The organism is Peribacillus sp. NPDC094092 (genome assembly GCF_050279365.1).
Taxonomy (GTDB): Bacteria; Bacillota; Bacilli; order Bacillales; family DSM-1321; genus Peribacillus.
Genome location: NZ_JBNNUC010000002.1, coordinates 307,348 through 325,678, shown reverse-complemented (window position 1 = coordinate 325,678; position 18,331 = coordinate 307,348). Strand labels below are relative to the sequence as shown.

At 39.7% G+C, this 18,331-nt stretch carries 13 protein-coding genes and 2 pseudogenes; 4 read left to right on the top strand and 11 right to left on the bottom strand.

Features of this window, described 5'->3' with window-relative positions; translation table 11 throughout:
- Window positions 1-45: 45 nt before the first annotated feature.
- On the bottom strand, window positions 46-1,500 hold the full coding sequence (locus tag ACQKNS_RS10530) for an Msr family ABC-F type ribosomal protection protein (protein ID WP_427642687.1): 1,455 nt from the start codon (window positions 1,498-1,500) through the stop codon (window positions 46-48).
- 592 nt (window positions 1,501-2,092) lie between these two features.
- Here ACQKNS_RS10530 and ACQKNS_RS10525 point away from each other — a divergent pair.
- Entirely contained in the window at window positions 2,093-2,251 is a 159-nt protein-coding gene (locus ACQKNS_RS10525; protein ID WP_427642686.1) for a hypothetical protein, read from the top strand.
- 246 nt (window positions 2,252-2,497) lie between these two features.
- Window positions 2,498-2,725 carry an SMI1/KNR4 family protein gene (locus tag ACQKNS_RS10520; protein WP_427642684.1) on the top strand — a complete coding sequence of 76 codons (228 nt, stop codon included), beginning with the start codon at window positions 2,498-2,500 and terminating at the stop codon, window positions 2,723-2,725.
- A 114-nt stretch (window positions 2,726-2,839) separates the two neighbouring features.
- Here ACQKNS_RS10520 and ACQKNS_RS10515 read toward each other — a convergent pair whose 3' ends face one another.
- From ACQKNS_RS10515 to ACQKNS_RS10505, 3 genes are all read right to left on the bottom strand, one after another.
- The gene (locus tag ACQKNS_RS10515) at window positions 2,840-4,441 is read right to left on the bottom strand and encodes a sodium:solute symporter family protein (RefSeq protein WP_427642682.1); all 1,602 of its coding nucleotides are present in this window, start codon (window positions 4,439-4,441) and stop codon (window positions 2,840-2,842) included.
- On the bottom strand, window positions 4,442-4,582 hold the full coding sequence (locus ACQKNS_RS10510) for a hypothetical protein (protein ID WP_214793556.1): 141 nt from the start codon (window positions 4,580-4,582) through the stop codon (window positions 4,442-4,444). It abuts the gene before it with no gap.
- Between the two features lie 96 nt (window positions 4,583-4,678).
- Window positions 4,679-6,445 carry a sigma-54 interaction domain-containing protein gene (locus ACQKNS_RS10505; RefSeq protein ID WP_427642681.1) on the bottom strand — a complete coding sequence of 589 codons (1,767 nt, stop codon included), beginning with the start codon at window positions 6,443-6,445 and terminating at the stop codon, window positions 4,679-4,681.
- A 333-nt stretch (window positions 6,446-6,778) separates the two neighbouring features.
- Here ACQKNS_RS10505 and ACQKNS_RS10500 point away from each other — a divergent pair, with 333 nt between their 5' ends.
- Window positions 6,779-8,737, top strand: a complete 1,959-nt coding sequence (locus tag ACQKNS_RS10500) for an FAD-dependent oxidoreductase (protein WP_427642679.1) — start codon at window positions 6,779-6,781, stop codon at window positions 8,735-8,737.
- A gap of 98 nt (window positions 8,738-8,835) precedes the next feature.
- Here the strand turns inward: ACQKNS_RS10500 and ACQKNS_RS10495 are convergent, their stop codons facing one another.
- On the bottom strand, window positions 8,836-11,289 hold the full coding sequence (locus ACQKNS_RS10495) for a DUF2357 domain-containing protein (RefSeq protein WP_427644159.1): 2,454 nt from the start codon (window positions 11,287-11,289) through the stop codon (window positions 8,836-8,838).
- A complete protein-coding gene (locus ACQKNS_RS10490; RefSeq protein ID WP_427642677.1) occupies window positions 11,261-12,991 on the bottom strand; it encodes an MrcB family domain-containing protein in 1,731 nt (576 codons plus the stop codon). Before ACQKNS_RS10490 ends, ACQKNS_RS10495 begins: the two co-directional genes overlap by 29 nt.
- A 782-nt stretch (window positions 12,992-13,773) precedes the next feature.
- On the opposite strand from ACQKNS_RS10490, the gene ACQKNS_RS10485 reads away from it, so the two are divergent.
- Complete coding sequence (locus tag ACQKNS_RS10485) at window positions 13,774-14,109, top strand: DUF5655 domain-containing protein (protein ID WP_427642675.1); 336 nt, start codon at window positions 13,774-13,776, stop codon at window positions 14,107-14,109.
- Between the two features lie 193 nt (window positions 14,110-14,302).
- Here ACQKNS_RS10485 and ACQKNS_RS10480 read toward each other — a convergent pair.
- From ACQKNS_RS10480 to ACQKNS_RS10460, 5 genes and pseudogenes are all read right to left on the bottom strand, one after another.
- Window positions 14,303-14,763: pseudogene (locus ACQKNS_RS10480) on the bottom strand (YrhA family protein).
- A gap of 48 nt (window positions 14,764-14,811) precedes the next feature.
- On the bottom strand, window positions 14,812-15,243 hold the full coding sequence (locus ACQKNS_RS10475) for an SMI1/KNR4 family protein (RefSeq protein ID WP_427642673.1): 432 nt from the start codon (window positions 15,241-15,243) through the stop codon (window positions 14,812-14,814).
- A gap of 68 nt (window positions 15,244-15,311) precedes the next feature.
- Window positions 15,312-15,497, bottom strand: a pseudogene (locus ACQKNS_RS10470) (ankyrin repeat domain-containing protein); the annotation flags it as partial.
- Between the two features lie 439 nt (window positions 15,498-15,936).
- On the bottom strand, window positions 15,937-16,326 hold the full coding sequence (locus ACQKNS_RS10465) for an immunity 22 family protein (RefSeq protein ID WP_427642671.1): 390 nt from the start codon (window positions 16,324-16,326) through the stop codon (window positions 15,937-15,939).
- Between the two features lie 11 nt (window positions 16,327-16,337).
- The gene (locus ACQKNS_RS10460) at window positions 16,338-18,218 is read right to left on the bottom strand and encodes a ribonuclease YeeF family protein (protein WP_427642669.1); all 1,881 of its coding nucleotides are present in this window, start codon (window positions 18,216-18,218) and stop codon (window positions 16,338-16,340) included.
- Window positions 18,219-18,331: the final 113 nt, after the last annotated feature.

Sequence of the window (18,331 nt, the reverse complement as noted above, 5' to 3'; positions counted from 1 at the left end):
CCGACGAGATTGTCTTATCGGCTTATTTTGGCATTCACTTATACATTAGACTTGAACCAATTTCTTCGCCTGAATTTTATATTGAAGATCGGCTACATGATTGATGAACGATTGATCATGGGATACAAATATGATCGTCCCATCATATGCCAAGATAAATCGTTCTAACGCTTCAATCGCCGTAATATCCAGGAAATTGGTCGGTTCATCTAACAGCAGAATGTTGTATTCCCCTAAGAACAACTGACAAAGTTGGAGGCGAATCGCTTCGCCGCCACTTAATGCTTGAACACTTTTCAGTATATCCGTCCCGACAAACTGCATCGAATGCAGGACGCTTCTTAAAAATCCTTCATCATATTCAGAACGGTTTCCCAAAAATTGCAAAACCGTTTCATCTCTTGCAAATCGATAGCTCATTTGATGGAAGTAACCTATTTTCGCTTTTGGAGAAAGCGTCAAGCCTGCACCATCATTTGCAATGTGGTGAAGCAAAGTACTTTTACCGCTTCCATTGCTTCCTGTAATGGCTATTTTTTTACCAAGCGGCAGCTGGAAGCTCACTTCATCCAATAATACTTTTTCCATCACTTGAAGAGTCAATCGGTCCGCCATGATCGGGAACTTATTATGCAATTCCAATCGCATTGACTGGCGAAACACGATTTGCCTTTCCTCTTGTACAGCATCGACTTCCTGAAGCTTTTCCGCTCGCTGCTCAATTGCCTTCGCTGCTCGTTGTGCGGCTTTTTGGCTTGTGCCCTTCGATTTCGTCATGAACGTCTTATTCGGTTTGGCATTCGCCTCTTTTTTTGACAACCTTCCAGCTTGAGCGATTTTTTCAGCTTTTTTCATTTTTTCCTGCGCCGCTTTTTCAAGCCGGCTTCTTTCTTTTATGAATTGTTCATGAGCCTGTCTCTGTTGTTCACGTTGCAACTGCTTCTGTACCATGTACTCGCTGTAATTTCCGGAATATACGTGTACCTTGCCTTCATGCACTTCCCAAATCGTTGTCACAAGTTCATCCAATACAGCCCGGTCATGACTAATTAATACAAGCGCACCATAGTAATAGCGTAATTCATCAAGTAAAAACGAAATGCCGCCTTGGTCCAAGTTGGTTGTCGGCTCATCGATAAGTAACGCTTCAAAATAGTGGGTAAACAATTGGGCAAGCTTCAGCCTTGTTTGCTCACCGCCGCTTAACGATTCTGAATTTCGCGGAACCGCTAATTTTCCCAGTAACGCTGGATCAGCTTCAGCAACAGCAGGCAATTCCACTTGCTCAAAATAGCCACCCTCAACGTACCCCTTTACTTTTCCGCTTGTCGGTTGAATTTCTCCAGCAAGTAACTTCAGTAACGTACTTTTCCCTGCACCATTTTTCCCGACGATGCCGATGCGGTCAAATTGATGTACAGCCAATCGTTCAATCTTCAATATCTCTTTATCTAAATATGCCACTTCGACATTTTCCAATTCAAAACATATTTGTTCCATATTCGCTACCTCCGAAATGTGTGATTTCGTATCGATAGCTTGGATCGATACGAGCTTCTATTTCAAGCCCGCATCAAAAGAATAATAAAAACTGCAATTTTCATTCCCCCATCTTCATAGTCACCGCTGAATGACCATGTAATCGAAATGAGCTTATCTACCAAACTCGTATCAATAGAAAAGTAACATCATCATGTAAAAATCCCTCCAAAACAAAAAAGTACACAGAAGGCTCTGTGTACGGAAAAAATCGGCATAGATATCCGGTAGAACGACAAAACTCCTACAACATATCCATCCTATACACACAGCAAATAACCCCTTATAAAAAGTGGTTTTTTCCATAGTATGTGTGTATATCAGTATAGTTGTAGAAAAGCCACGCTTATCGCTCCTTTCAAATCTTGCCCCTATTCTAACCAAGATATTTCCAATCGTCAATTATTTTTGTTTTATCTATTGAATGATTAATAATAGCAAATAATTACTATAATGGAGAGATATGATAAAACAGAGGGACAACTGAGGATAGAGTGGGAGGTCACAGTTTTGCTTTTTCCATCTAATGATAGATGGGAAAGGAGGTGACCGCATGATACATTTCTTATTGAACATAATTATAGATATGGGTAAAGAAATATTTGTTGCAGTAGCAACAAATATTCTCCTGTCTGTGTTCGCCAAGAAACGGAAAAAGAACCACTCATCCCTCCAAGATGGAAATGGTTCTTCTTCTGATTCTTCTGATTAAGAGTTATTAGTTGTGACCAACCACTCTTGCTAGTTATCAGCCTCATGTTCCAGCATGGGGCTGTTTTTAGTTTATGTTCATATAAGGATATCATACCCGAATTTTAATGTAAATATTCAGACACTGAACTGGTCTTTAGGAATTGGCACAAAGACTATAATTCCAAAGCTACCAAAAAGTATTAATTTGAAAAAAAAGGTATTTAGAATGTTTTGCCAAACCATACATAATGGAGGGATTAATGAATTGAGTCATTTTATACAAAATACATTATCGGGACTAAAGGAATTGTTAAATAACAAAGAGCAAATGAAGTCAGTAGTAGAGGAAGGCGAAGTCTATAACGTTTCGTGTTCTTTTAACGCTCCAATAAAGACAAATGAAATTGAAATGTTTGAAAGTGAATGCGATATCAAGCTTCCTGAAGACTACAAGGCCTTTTTAACCCTCCATTTAGTTGAAAGACTGATATAAACAAATCATTTTGGCATTGCTCATGGAGCTAAGGGAAAATAGTCTTGGTGATACATAGTTTGAATTTTAGCTAGGTACAGAAAAAAATGACAGGGATCTCCCCTGCCATTTCTATCAATTCATATTGATCGGCCAATAATAAAACACTAGTGTGACCATGATGATCATGACACCGCTGATCATTAAATAGGCTGGGTATCTTCGGGTGATGTTCATTTCTTTTTGCTCGTCTATTTCAATTGGAGTTTGAAGGATATTTGCTTGAAACTCCCTTTCTTCGTTGGTGATCGTTCCATACTTGGAGCCAATGATCATTGCACCTATGCTTAAGATTAAACCAATGATGACAGGATTGAGGTAAACGGGAAGGCTTATCCCGAACATGCCGAGGCTTTCTCCGAGAATCACGCCAAAGAAGCCGAATACGATGCTCCAAAATGCCCCTTCTTTCGTTACCTTCTTTGAAAATACGCTTGATATGGCAATCGGTCCCCATGATGCCGCAAATAATGTTGCCGCAAAGTAGCCGATCCACATGACGGCAGGCGGCTGGAACAATCCAATCAAGAGAATGATCAAGCTGATCACAACCATTGAAATGCGGCTGGCCCGTAATAGATGTTGATCTGTGTATTCCTTTTTACGTGATTGTTCCATGATATCCCGTGTTATGCTGCTTCCTATAATCTGAAGGAAGCTCGAACAGGAAGATAATGCCGCAGCCATGATACCGCTGACGATGATGACTCCAAGCCATGTCGGGACAATATTCATCGCTGCCCAAATGAATACCTTTTCCGTCGGGGCGATATCGGCTTTAATGGTGGTGATTGTCGATATGCTGATATGAAGAAACAAATAGACGGTCAAAATGGATATCGTTGCCCAGACGCCGGCCCTGATGGCTACGTGTTCATTTTTTGCCATTAAATATCGGCTGCTTTGCCATGGACTGACTGCAATAACAATGCCCCAGACCAAGCCCATGATGACGGCCCAGGCCAATGCTTCCCAAGGTGTGCCCATCGTTGCGGCAGGTCCGGTAATGCCATGCCAGCTTAATAAATCAGGACGTTCAGCCAGGTTTGCCGCTTTCGTAACTGCATCAGGGAAACCGCCTGCGGATTTGATGATATAAGGAAAGCTAATATATGTTGCGATCGAGAATAAAAAGAACATCACCGTATCATTCACCATGACGCCCTTCGCACCTGAGAGAATGGTAAAGGATGAATACACGACCCACATGATCACCAGGGCCATTGGATAGGAAACACCGGAAACCTCGGCCAATAAAACAGCTGCCCCTTGAGTAACGGCAACTAAGTAGGCTGCGATTCCGAGAATCGTCGTGATCGCAGCCGCCAGTCTTACCTTCTTAGAATGAAAGCGATTACCAAAAAATTCAGGAACGGTCAAGGATTCGCTTCTTCTTAAATACCTGCCAAACAGGAACACCCCGAAAATATAGCCGCTTGCATTAAAAATAACGAGGATCAGCAGCAGGATCGGATACCCTTCATAGGAAAATCCCGCTTCTCCCATGAAGGATACGGTACTTAGGAAAGAGGCAACAAGCGTACCGGTAATCATCAATGTGTTTCCGCTCCGTCCGGAAACATAATACTCCTCTGAGCTTTTCACTTTCCTGAATAAGAAGATGCCGATCGAGACATACACACAAAAAGATATGATAATACCAAGCAGAAAGGCCACTTACATCCCCACCTTTTCAATCGGATCTTTTGCTTTTATTTCTTCTTGATTCTTTTTCATTTTCACTAAGAACACCTTCGTGATCCACCCCATGACAATTAAGGACCCCCCATAGCTTAGAGAGAAAATCAATTCGCCCATTTCTTGCCCCCCTTATCAAAATAGAAATAATCAATAATGAAATATGCAATATCCATACCAAGTTTTTGAATATTCAGATTTTAAAGGAGGTTAATTTTATTTATCGTCATGATAGCTAAATTGGTATTTGCCTAGTTTGCGCATGATCGTGGTTTGGCTGACTTCCAGGGCTTTGGCCATTTTTCTGGTAGATTTATAGGTGGAAAGGGCTTGTGACAATAATTGCTTTTCCGTTTCCTCCAACGCTTTTTTCAAGGGAATGATTCCTGTTAAATTGACTAGCGCCGTATCTTTGTAGGTTAAATCGGAAGGCAAATCCTCTATCGTTACGATAGGTTTTCTAGCCGTCACAACAATCTGTTCTATTACATTTTCCAATTCGCGAACATTGCCCGGGTAATCCTGCAGCTGCAGAATTAACTTCGAATGATCATCGATCGTGATGGATTGACCGTACTTTTCATTGAATTTCTTCAGAAAATAATCGGTTAATAATAGAATATCTTCTTTTCGCTCACGCAGCTGCGGTATTTCCATCGGAACGACATGCAACCGATAATAGAGATCTTCGCGAAACTGATTATTTTTGATCATTTGCTTCAAGTCTTTATTCGTAGCTGAGATTATGCGAATATTCACCTTTTTCTCCTTCGTTCCTCCCACCTTCATGAATGTTCTTTCCTGGACCAGATGCAGGATTTTCACTTGAATGTCGAGCGGCATTTCCCCGATTTCATCAAGAAACAACGTACCGCCATCCGCACTCTCAACAAGCCCCTTTTTCCCGTGCTTATTAGCTCCCGTGAATGCCCCGCTTTCGTAGCCAAACAGCTCAGACTCAATTAATGCCGAAGGAATTGCGCCGCAATTCACTTGAATGAATTTCTTATCCTTTCTGCTGCTGAGATCATGAATGACCCTTGCTAATACGCCTTTTCCGACTCCGGTTTCTCCATGGATGAAGATTGATGAATCCATCGGTGCGACTTTTTCAGCTAATTCCAAAACCTTGATCATCTTATCGGAATTTGTAATAAAGTTATTGAATGAAACGGTTCTCGAATTCTCATGCTGGGCCCGCTGATTCCGAAGGTTCACTCTGTTCAATTGACTCTTCATCTCAACCAATTCCGTAATATCCCTGGAATTCGAAACGATTCTATATAGGTTCCCCTCCTCATCAAAAATCGGTTTTGCCGTGCAGAATACAGTCAACCCATGCGGATAGGTTTGTTCCGCTGAATGGATCGCTTTCGTCTTCATCGTTTTTAATGTAACCGAATTGACGATCAGCCCCTTTTCCACTAACTCATTAATGTTCTTATTAATAAAGGCTTCCGGCGGCAGCCCTGTAAGCTTCTTGCACGCTTCACTCACGAATAATGTGTTCCCATTGGCATCCGTCACGAAAATTTCATCATAGCTGGAATCCAGGATTTGTGTCAGCTCTTTGACCTTCTTTCTTGTCACCTCCAGCTCTTCATGCAGTGATTCATTTAGGCTTATTAAGCTCTTAATCTTCTGTTTAAGCTGAATTTCCCTGACTTCAGTGATCGGATAGCATCTATATTGGTTATCGCTATGTTGAATCACAAAATCATAGCTGCTCATATCCTCTTCACTTAGCCTATCTAAATTCTCCACAACGACAAACGATGTATTAAGATAAGCCGTGATTTCCTGATTTTGACCCTCGCCATCCAATCTCTTCAAAAAGAAGCCTTCCTCTAATATGCCGAGGATTTCCAAGTGATTTTTCATGACAATAAAGGGAGAGGAATTGATTTTCAGTAAGGATTTCACATCCAAAATAGAAATATCGGAAAATACAATTAATGATTCTTTATTTAATTCCGTGTCCACACAATCACCCCATATTTTGATTTCGAACCGATTTTGTTACACTTTTTGGTGCGGCAAAGAAATAAGCGCCCCTCTCATTAGCAACGAATGTCCATCTATCAACCAATTTAATGCCGAACCTATTATGAATCACCACTTTTCAAAAATGGTTCAGTTATCTATATATAAAATACTCGATTCATGGGCCATACCCTCCTTATAAAAATAAAAAAACGATGATGAACCCAAATTCCCCATCGGCATGATTATTGCATATTGAACCTGTATAGAGATAGGTAGAGGCAATTGCCCTCTATACTCTCATTCTATCTAAAATTAGGGAGTGGTCTGATCATGGCTCAATTCAAGAATCTGTTTACCCAGTTAACGATCGGTTCTACTGAATTAAAAAACCGGATCTTAAGTACAGCACATCAAACAAATCATGTCACGGACGGAATCCCCACTTCGGATATGGTCGCCTATCATGAAGCCCGTGCTAAAGGTGGCGTCGGATTGATCATCCTTGAAGCGGCATCCGTACATCCATCCGGCATGCTTACATCCAAAACGATCGCAGGATACGACCAAAGAATCGTCGATGCCTACAAAGAGATTTCCGATACGGTCCATAAGTATGGAACGAGGGTTTTCTCCCAACTATTTCATGGCGGAAGGGAAGTTGTATCGAGCGACTACCGGAATGCAGCATGGGCGCCATCCGCCGTTCCAAGCCTGCGCTTCGGCGTCATGCCAAAACCAATGAGTGTAGAAGATATTGAAGGAGTGATTGAAGGGTTCGCCCATTCAGCACAGCTGGCAAAGGAAGGCGGACTTGATGGAGTCGAAATTTGCTGTTCACACGGATATCTTCCTGCCCAGTTTTGGTCGGTGCATACAAATAAACGCACCGATCTCTATGGCGGGTCTTTTGAAAATCGGATGCGATTCATCGTGGAAATAATGGAGAAAGTATGGGAAAAAGTCGGAGAAGACTTTACCGTCGGCATTCGCATGAGTTCGGATGAACTGACGATGGACGGGACCACGATGAAGGATGCCGTGCAAATCGTCGAATATCTCGCGGAAAAAGTCCGATTGGATTTCATCAACGTCACAGCCGGCGATTCAAGTACCTTCGAGGGATCAACACATATCGTGCCGCCATCACCGATAAAGCACGCATACCTATCACCACATGGATTCAAAATCAGGATGGCAGGAGCCGTACCGGTCTTTGTCGGCAATCGAATCGTCGATCCCGTTGAAGCGGAACAGATCGTATCAACCGGAAAAGCCGATGTCGTCGGAATGACCAGGGCCTTAATCGTCGACCCTGACATGCCCAACAAAGCAAAAAATGGCGACCTGCAAGCAATCGATGCATGCATCGGCTGTTTACAAGCCTGTATCGGTCACTATCATAAAGGACTGCCGATCGGCTGTGTCCAAAACCCGACAACCGGTAAAGAAGCATGGATATTACCAGAATTAAAGAAAACTCGAAACAAACAGAATGTCCTGGTCATCGGGGCCGGACCTGGCGGATTACAAGCAGCCATAACCGCTGACTACCTAGGACATTCCGTTACACTGATCGATCAAAGCAAATCAATCGGCGGCCTGCTCCGCACCATGCGCAAAGCACCGATGCGGCATGAACTGGCGGAATCGATGCTCGATAACTACTCCCGTAAGCTAATGAGAAGCAATATAAATGTGCAATTAGGTAAAACTGCCACCGCCCAAGAAATAGCCGAAGCGAACCCGGACGCCATCATCTGTGCAACCGGCTCACGTCCCTTTACACCAGCCATCGAAGGAATCGATGACCCACGGATCATCATGAGTGATGACCTATACAGCTCAACAAAAAAAGTGGGGGACAACGTACTCGTCTTCGACTTTGGCGGCGACTGGCCCGGCATGGAAGCAGCCATCTACCTAGCCGAAAAAGGACATGGAGTCACACTCATATCATCACGACTGCACATCGGTGAAACCGTCCACCAATATCTCAGGAATGAATACCTAAAAAAACTATACAACTTAAACGTCAAACTCCTTCCCCACTACGACATCGGGGCAATCAAAGAAAATCACGTCATCATCCGGAACCTATTCACCCAACAAAAAGAAGAACTAACAAACTGGGACTCCATCGTCCTCTCCCTTGGCCGCATACCCAACACAGAACTATTCGAGGAAATGAAAGGCCATGCGCCGATTGTGAAGCAGATAGGAGACTGCCTTGGCCCGCGTACGATAGAAGAAGCTACGCATGAAGGGATGATGAGTGCTATTAGTTTATAGGGAAAAAAAGAGACATTCCTTGGGGGGATGTCTCTTTCTCATAAATAGAAACCCTAGTTCAAAAACATAAAAAAACCACCATACAAAAGTATAGTGGTTCAAAGCAAACCAAGCACTTCTCTAAATACTTTAGAAGGGTGATGGATTAATAAATCTGCACCCAATATTCGTTCCTGACTATCATTCCTAATGGATAAGGTTTGTTTCTCTTTGTCCAAATGGATTTCGATTCCTTTAAACGAGAAAGTTCCAACTCCTAAGGCTTCATCTAAAACCTTGTTATCCAGGTTAATCTCAATCTGATCTGAAACCCTTCTCAGCATCCTCCAAAGAGTGGTTTCCTGTTTGTTTTTCATGTACAGCTCTGGCAGCTCTTTGGCTTCGTTTAGTAAAGAAAGAGTTGTCATCATATACGTTGCTATGCCATATTTTACAGGCCGGATTACTTGCTTTGTATTCTTCCAAACTTCCACAAAGAAACGCACATAATTCTCTTCAGTGGTGATTCGCTTGATTTCTCCATACTCCCTAACACCATTCTCCCCAAGTTCTGAAGTCGTATAAAGTGCGACATATTTTGCTTCTTGCCAGCCCATTTTTAGGCTATTAATTGGAATCTGATAGTAGCCCTGCTGAATAAAGTCTCGATAAACAGCTTCATTGGAAACCGTTCCGACAAGTACTTTTTCTTCTAAAGTCGATTCCCATTCTTCTTTCGTTCCCCTAGGTAAAATCCCTTCACGCTGAATTTCCTCAGGACTTTTTTCAATGAGGCACTCTAGGAATTGCTCGACCATATCGGTAGCGTTTGGCAAAAATGGCAAACCGCCAATATTGACTTTATCAATACTCTTATAAAAATGATGTTCTTCATAACTTTTCTCATCTGACCAAGGAAATAACACATACGCTCCAAAGGCTGTCCGCTCATAAGGACCATTACTCTCCGAAACGAGTGAATCCCTATAACGGTGCATCGTATTAATATCATCTTCTACCGGACCCGGCATTTTATAACGGGAATGATAATAGCCTTCTGGTTGAGCGTAGTCAATTCTGTATTTGGCATCAAACACATAATTATAGCGGTGATTCCTGCCTTTTTTCTCAATTGTCAACATGGAGTCAGGCTTTTGCGGAATGGTAGGTAAAGTTCCTTCATATTTTTGATAGATAAGTTCAATCTTTTCCTTTGTTACTGTGTGCTCAAAGATTCTTTTCGCAGTTCGGTTTGCCTCTAAATTCACGAACAGCCCCTCTCGGTTCACGCTGACAATATCCTGACTCAACAGGGTATACTTACTGCTCAAAATTTGTCCTAGCTTTAAAAAAGTCCAGTATTCATATAAAGTGGCGACATCCTTAACAGACATTTGATAAAGCTTTCCTTGCAGCATTAGTCCTTTTGAGACCGTTAAATAGATTTGAAAGGCATCTCGATAACCTGGTGCCATTTGCAGGACTAAACTCATTACCGAACGATCAAGTCTGCCAATCGATCGCCAAAAGACTTTGTTCTTCCTTGACTCAAGCTGCTGTTTCATTTGATTCAGCCGAAACAGAAGCTCCGCATCAGGTTCTTCCTTCCAGCGCTTATTCTTTTTCATTAAAGCGCCCAACAAATCATCAAACTTATGAATCAGCCTGTCCATCATCCATTTCACATACCGATTTTCCATCGTATCGTAACGCAGCTCTTTTTTGGTCTTAACCCCTTCTCGCGGCATCATCGTTTTCCCATGAATTCTAAATCCATGCTCCACTTCCATAAAAGACTGACTATGTTTTTGCAAATACTTCCGTGTATAAGAATCAGTCTTGCTTAGTTGATCGCCGCGCGCTTTTACATAAGTTGTTTCTAATATATGATGGGGTTGCCTCTCGATTCGGTTTACTGCCTGGATAAACTGCTTAAAATGCTTCGTCATCAAACGATAGAATTCAGCCCTGCTTGGCTTGCCTTCAAGCTTGATGCTTGCCCCTAAATACGTTTTCCGGATAAAATGAAAAGCCAGGTTGTAAATCTCATCATTCACTTCCTCAAGCAGCTGTCGATAATCTTTCTGATAGTCCAATTTAACCGGAAAGATTTCAAGTGTGACTTCCAATAAAGTTTGTGCACCTGAACGAACTTCAAAAGTTGTATACCCTACCTCATTTTGAAATTGAAGATTCCCTGTTAAAAGCGACATTCCACTCAATTCCATACGAGATATTGCCTGCCGTAATATAGGATGTTCATGATAAAAGTCCAGTTCCTGATTTTGTTTTGAAATGATAAGCACTTGATATGTCCCATTTTCAAAGAAAATCGGCCGCACCTGCTGGGAATCAGTTAACTTTCCTGATTCGATATCATAGACTTCAACACTTTGAACGCCATCTCCTGAAACAGAAAATTGCATGACATCATGATAATCCATCTTACGATATTGCTTTAACCCCTCATACCGGTGATGATACGGCTTTCCCTTAATCACCAATGAAAATGCCGCTGCCTCTATTTTGACCAAGTCGACATCATCAGGAGATCCAGAAGGATGTGAAGCCATCATCTCGTAACCTCCTAAGCATCTCTACTATTTTACCGGCACTTTTCGGATATCTCGCTGTACGTATACTGATTTCATTACTTTCCTCATTATCAATATATTCTTTTGTAGTAAACAAACGGTATAACCCCTCTAATAACCTTTCTACACGTTTATCACTACCTGAAATGCGCGGCAGGATCTTTTGTAAAATACAATGATCAAATGCATTCTCAAAACTCAACAATTCACTATCTTCATTATATGCAAGATAAAAACATATCTCATCCCGAACCCGATAACCGATATGGGCATTGGTTAGCTGCAACGATTTATTGATATCTTCCAATTCAGCGGTAACCTTTTTAACAAGCTCCTGATTCCCCAAATAAAGATCCTTCAAGTGCAAATATTTGGACCTGAACATATGATCCTGAACCAATTTCGGTTCCACTTCCACCTGCTCTTCCAGAAATGCAAGATTCGATAATTCCACCCGGTTGAACTCTATCGTATTTGCCCGGTCGAGCACCTTTTTACTAAAAGGATGTGTCGTTTCATCCATATTGACTGTCCCAATAACATAAAGGTTCACAGGCAGCCTAATATCCCGCTTAGCCACTTCCTCAAAAATAAGAGCAGACGTAACCATCTTCCCATCCTCCCATTTACGACTCTCCATCACGCTCAACACATCGCTAAAATAATGCTCCACCCGTGCTAAATTCATCTCATCCAACAAGACAAAATAAGGATCATCCGGATTCTGTTCCGCTTTTTCAATCACGGTCGTAAACGGACCTGGCTTAAAGTCTCCTTTAATATCCACATACCCCAGCAAATCCGACCCATCATTCCAATCCGGACGAATCGGTATCAATGTAAACTGTCCATTCTCCTCAGTAGCCCCCACACTCTCCGCAAACCACTGAACAATCTTCGTCTTCCCTGTACCAGAAATACCAGAAAGGATTACAAATGGCTTTGTTTTCAGAGAAAGGAACAAATTTGTGACTTCTTCTTTGGTGTAGAGAAAACCTTTTGCTGTAATGTAAGAATGGATGTGGTTGATTAGGTCTTTGTTACTCGCTAACCATTTTTCTTTTTCATATGTAATCTCATTACCTGGAGCTGGACTATATAAAGGATCTATAAGAGGATTACTTTTAAATGCTATATACTCTTCGTAATAACCGACCATCATTTTAAGATCTTCAACAAGCTCCGTTTCCGAAGGTAGGTCATCAAGATTATATCCAATATACGCAGCAGTCGATTCTGCATATTGTTTTGCTTTATTACTATCTCCTATAAACATGTTATCATCTTTTTTCACTGAAGAATCCATTGTGATATGTCCACGAATATCCTTTTTTATCCTCAACATATCTTCTTTAGAAGTTTCCGTAACTCCCTGACTGAAAGACAAATAAAGACGCTTCATATCTTCACTAAATAGGTACACCAGGTAATACCCTCTTTGTGTAGAATTCGTTACCGCACGATTTAAAATTGAAATCCAAGGAACCGTTGCCCAATTCCCTTTACCAGCAGAACCAGCAACTGAATATTTTTCACGATCAAGAAACGATAACTTACTCATCTCCTTTGGTACATCGTGCCTTATAAAGCTAGCAAAAGCATTTCCACCAAAACCCCCGCTTTTTGCTGTTAGATATTCACTCGATATTTTCAGAAAGTACTCTCGCAGTTTACTGTCCACTTTTTGCAACTCCTCATTGTATGTGCTCTTAATATGTGTATTTTGATTAGAACTTTATCATAGTTACTTCTTATTCCACATCAATAAATCCATCACATTACTATCCTATTCTCATAGTACGATACATTTCACAATATCTAAGCAGGACTTCTTATGAATATTATTTCTTTTTTGCTTTCATACAGACAATATTCACAAATATCTTTTGTCACGAGTTAAAAGCCATTCCTGAAAATGAAATGGCATTTTAGTAAGATGGGTGGTCTACAACTCAAAGGTTTTTACGTTGATTATACATTTTGGGTATTTCTATATTTTTTCTAGATCTAATAACTTTATTATCCCAAAAGTTTAATGATTTTGGAACAAAGCGTAATCCTAATGTTCTTGGCCAAGAATTCCTTTGGCGTTTTAATCCATTAATATTTACTCCCACTATTAGTAACAATCCATAAATTGAAATAGTTACAAATAATAAAATAACTGCTAGTAAAATTGTTTCCCTTGGGAATCTTCCAACAGAGAAATAATCCCAAAAAGAAAAATAAACAAAAAGAAAACACACTATACTGCTAAATTGAGTAGCTTGAAATAATAAGTGAATTAATTCATACCATATTCTAACGAAAAAATTAGAGGTCAATGTTTTTTGAAACCACCGATACTCTCCATATAAAGAGTCGAAATTTTTCCAATATTCATCTTCAATCAGACCTTTAAGATAAAGTTCACCAACTACTTATGCTAACAGAAATACAAAAGCAAAAACGGTGTCGGATTATTTGGAGCAAGCTAATACGCAATTAACAGATAGATTTGAAACTGTAAAAGCGTATATGTTAGCTTTAGGTGATGATGTACAAGTAAAGATATTAAAACATTACATAGCGTTTAAACGGATTAAAAACTTTGCGTGCGTAGAAATACACCCCCAAACGGGCAAATTACTACTTTACTTAAAAGTTAATCCGCAAAGTATTACGTTAGAAAGTGGCTTTACTCGTGATGTAAGTAATATCGGGCATTACGGTACAGGGGATTTAGAGGTTGTAATAGCTAGCGATGAAGATATCGAAAAGGCAAAGCATTTTATTAATATGAGTTATGACGCAAGTTAACGGGCAAGCATTATGCAAGCCCGTTTATTTTATGTGGTATCAATTTAACAGACATTAAGTATTACATTCCGCCTGTTGCACCTGTGATGGCACTTGTTGCTTATATTAGACAATCAAGTGCTTTTCTTTGTTCTTGTCACCCAACTCTAGCATTATATGAACCTAATAATAAAAACAGCGTATAGAATTTCAGTCACAGAAGGCTTGCTTTAAGTGCATCACTCAACATAGAATCGAAACTATGAAATGACTGAATTAAAGTTCCAGAGGGTTTATCGAGTTCTACATATACTCTCTTATTTAAGTCATAACAAAACCATGCTGTATCAGAATCTCCCAAAAATATGTATTGCTTTTGCCAATCATTTTCATACCAAATCTCGTTTGTTTCAATAAACCCCTGAACCCCTTCATCTACTTCGTATCAAGTAGCGTTTCATCAACACCATAGATTACTAATCCATTAAAGTCTAATCCATTTACATTCTTTAGAAAATCAATATACGACTCAGGAATAATAATGTTTCCTAGTCTCTTCTGAATGGTTTGTTTCATTTTAATAATTTCTGAATTTGATACAGGATTCCTAAGTGAACTATCATATTTAATTTCTATTTTTTCTACTTCTATCAATAATTCTTTCCACTGGGGCATATCTACTCTTCCTTTCTTTAAAGCCGTTTTGAAGGGTAAACATCATCCTCAAATATCAAAAAAATATTCATTCTCTTCATCAACTTTTTTTATAAAACTCTCTAATGAATCAGCTATTTTATTGTCAAAGAAGTGTACAGAGGTCCTTTGAGTATCATTTAAATCAAGTGTTAAATATACACCCTCGTTTACTTCATAAAAAACAAGTTTGTCTGCTTCTTCATATATCCCCTCTAAGTCAGGGTCATACTCATAGATACCTTCCCTTAGTGTAATATCTGCAATAGTATCAGGATCCATTAATCTACTTATTGAATTCTCATTATTGCCTTTAAAAAAACCATAACCAACTTCTAAGTAAAACTCCCTTAGTTCAGGGGGAAAGTTTAATCCGAGTCTTTCCTCTGCTTTTATAATGTCTTTTTCTTTTAATGGAAAAAACTTATGATTACTATTTTTAATATAATCAAATTTAGCCACCATCAATTACTCCTTGGAAACAATTTATTTGATGGAGATCCTTTACCCTGAATGCCTGCCTGATGCTTTCCTTTATGGATCAAATATTCTACTATTCCAAAATTCCCTTTCTTTGCTGCAACATGTAACCACGTACCAAATGGGGTCATTGTATGTAAAGATTCTGGATTATCGCCTATTAAACGCTTTACTTCATTAATATTCCCAAGCTTAATTGCATTTCTTATAGTTTTATTTAGACTTTTTTCATCCATAACATTACCTCCTGTATTTCTACTATCTTGTACTAGCTATTTTCCCCAAATCTTCAAGAACATCACCAACCCTTGCCATGTAAAATGTCATCTCGCCGGTTTACCATACTTTTCACACGAATCAAGCATAAAATCATTTCTCCATGAGGTATAGCCATCATGAGCTATGAATTTCAGTAAAGCATCATCTATATCGTCAAAAGTTAAAATTTCTCACAAAAAACAAAAACACCAGTTGCCTAAAGGGCAACCAAGTGCTTAATGGTTAGCTATATAAAGTTATTCACTTACAAATCTCACCTTAAAACAACAATCTTGTTTAATTTCCTAAGTTTATGGTTTTGTTCTACTTCTTAGGTTTAAAATTTCATTACGCCTATATCGTTCTTAATTTAATACCTAAGTATTTATAGCTTATTTAAACTATTACTAATTAGTTCTACTTGTATGGTACAGTACCAATAAATTTAATTTCTATATTTTCCGTTTCAGCTCCACTTTTTGCTTCATCGTATTGAAAATCATAGAGTACAATAACAGAATTAATCCAGTATGCTAAATTATCACCATTTACTAACTCTTTTATATTCGGAATAATTACTTCGCTATAAGAAAAATCATTTAAAATGTCGTCTATATTATTTTTTGGCTCTTCATAGAAACAAATTTCAATGTTATCTTCATCATAATAACCAAATTCAAAGTTTGTACCAAACTTTGAGTCTATTGAATCCCCATCTTCCGTATACTCTATATCAACATATTCTTCAAGATTTTCAAACGATTTAGAAACGCCAAACCACACTGAAACCACACCACTATATTCCATAATTTCACTCCTCATTTTTTTAGATTACCTGGTAAACCCTCTACTCCACCCTTGTATCTATAATGAGACCACATCTGTAACCGTCTTACAAATGTATCATAGTCAAGGGATGTGTCTATTATCTCTAATATCTCATTATGCGCTCTCTTAGAACCAGGAGCACGATGATGTCTACCTGGTGGATTAATAAACTCTACATCTTTTGTTGGTGTTCTCAATTCTTGGATTTGTTCAGCACTTATACCCCACCTTTTGAAAGTAGGTGCTCTTGCAATCATTAACCATTCATGTAATTTTCCAGGCGATCTCAATCTTGAAGAAATTACTTTTCTAACTTCCGGATTAGCCCACGCTATTTCTAATTCATCTAAGGTTATATTATCATACCATTTAATAAACCCACCATCTCTGACACTTGGGATATCTTCAGGGTTAAAGATATTAGTACGAGAAGTGATTTTAACAAAATTATTTTGGATAACTTCTGATTTTCTTTGATTCGGAGTTTGTCTTTTTACTGTAGTTTCACCCTTACCCGTACCCATACCACTAACCTCAGACTCCACTTTCGCCATCGAAATTAACTGTTCTTTTAATCCAGCACCATTAACCACATTATAAGGTACTCCCCCTGCCAACGACAGTTGGTTTTTAGGATTGTATGGCAATAGGTTAGGGATAGTGGCCAGTTCTTTTGCTTTCGTAACGCCTTTGACGGCAGCTGCTTTTGTTGTCGCTACTCCAGTTTTCGCTACGGCTCCTGCGCCTTTTGTTCCTACTACTGATGTGACGACTGTTCCGAGGGCATAGGTTACCCAATGAGACCGCGAATAGGCATCGCCATTTACCATATCCCGTTCGTATGAATCGGAGATGGATTTGGATATATATTTATAGGTTTTTATCGGGTGCATGATTGAGTTTGCTACCCCTTCAACTGTTTCCCCGGGATCTGTGACGAAGTCCCAAACTCCTGTCACAAAGTCTTTACCTACATCATAAAGGCCTACGCCGATTCCTTTTGCGATGTCTGTCGTTTGCTTAGCCGCTTCTAGCTGCATGACATATTGCTGCTGGGTGGGCGCTAAGTTTTCATACCCGATCTGCTTGGCGATTTTGAGGAACTCATCTGGATCTGTTACATGATCGAGTTGTGCCTTCAAGTCTTTGATCCGGCGATTCTCGGCTTCCTCTTTCTTAACCTTCAGATATTGCGCGGTTTCTTTTTTCCTAACTTCCAGGTTTTTATAGGCTTCACTATTTTTATAGGCTGTTGCATTAAAATAGAGAGGGGACACTACTCCTCCTCTTGTGCTGCATACTTTCAATTGCTCCATGAGTGCCGTAACTGCCGCTTGGTCCGCTTCGGATTTAGCATATTCAGCCGTCCACTTATGATCGATCTCGTTTACTTTGTCTATCGTTTGGTTCCGTTTCCTTTCAGCTTTCTCCATATTCTCAAAGAACGCATCATCGGAAAATGGTTCTAACTGAATGATATCATCAATTCCAGCCAATATTTTTTTCAGATCATTTTTTTGGGCTGTGACCATTTCCTTGGAATTTCGACTGGCGCTTTCCAGCTCTTCCTCTAAAAAAGGGACCGTAACCACAGTTTCACTCAAGTTCGCTTCGATTGTATCTCCTTGAATTCCACTTAAAAAGGCAACATGCCGATTGATCAGACGCAGCCAAGAATCCACGACATCGATCTGTGCTTTGTAAAATCCTTTGATGGCCTCTGCGCCTTGACCCTGCAGCTCATCATCCAAATGAACGATACTCTCAAATCCTTTTTTTAATTCATTGAGCTGTTCTTTCAGGTCATTATATTGTCCGACACGCGTTTGCATGGCAGAAACTAGTCTTTGAGATTCGTAAATCATCGACATTATGGAAAGTCCTTTCAACTTCTTTTAATATAACTATATTTCATTTATATGTAATATTTTTATTCACTGTAAAATTATGGACTAAATATATTTTAGAAGAGTTTCAGCATTTA

Coding starts and splice junctions, on each gene's coding strand:
- ACQKNS_RS10530 (WP_427642687.1), bottom strand. CDS start 1,500: ATGGAACAAATATGTTTTGAATTGGAAAATGTCGAAGTGGCATATTTA.
- ACQKNS_RS10525 (WP_427642686.1), top strand. CDS start 2,093: ATGATACATTTCTTATTGAACATAATTATAGATATGGGTAAAGAAATA.
- ACQKNS_RS10510 (WP_214793556.1), bottom strand. CDS start 4,582: ATGGGCGAATTGATTTTCTCTCTAAGCTATGGGGGGTCCTTAATTGTC.
- ACQKNS_RS10500 (WP_427642679.1), top strand. CDS start 6,779: ATGGCTCAATTCAAGAATCTGTTTACCCAGTTAACGATCGGTTCTACT.
- ACQKNS_RS10495 (WP_427644159.1), bottom strand. CDS start 11,289: ATGGCTTCACATCCTTCTGGATCTCCTGATGATGTCGACTTGGTCAAA.
- ACQKNS_RS10465 (WP_427642671.1), bottom strand. CDS start 16,326: ATGGAATATAGTGGTGTGGTTTCAGTGTGGTTTGGCGTTTCTAAATCG.
- ACQKNS_RS10460 (WP_427642669.1), bottom strand. CDS start 18,218: ATGTCGATGATTTACGAATCTCAAAGACTAGTTTCTGCCATGCAAACG.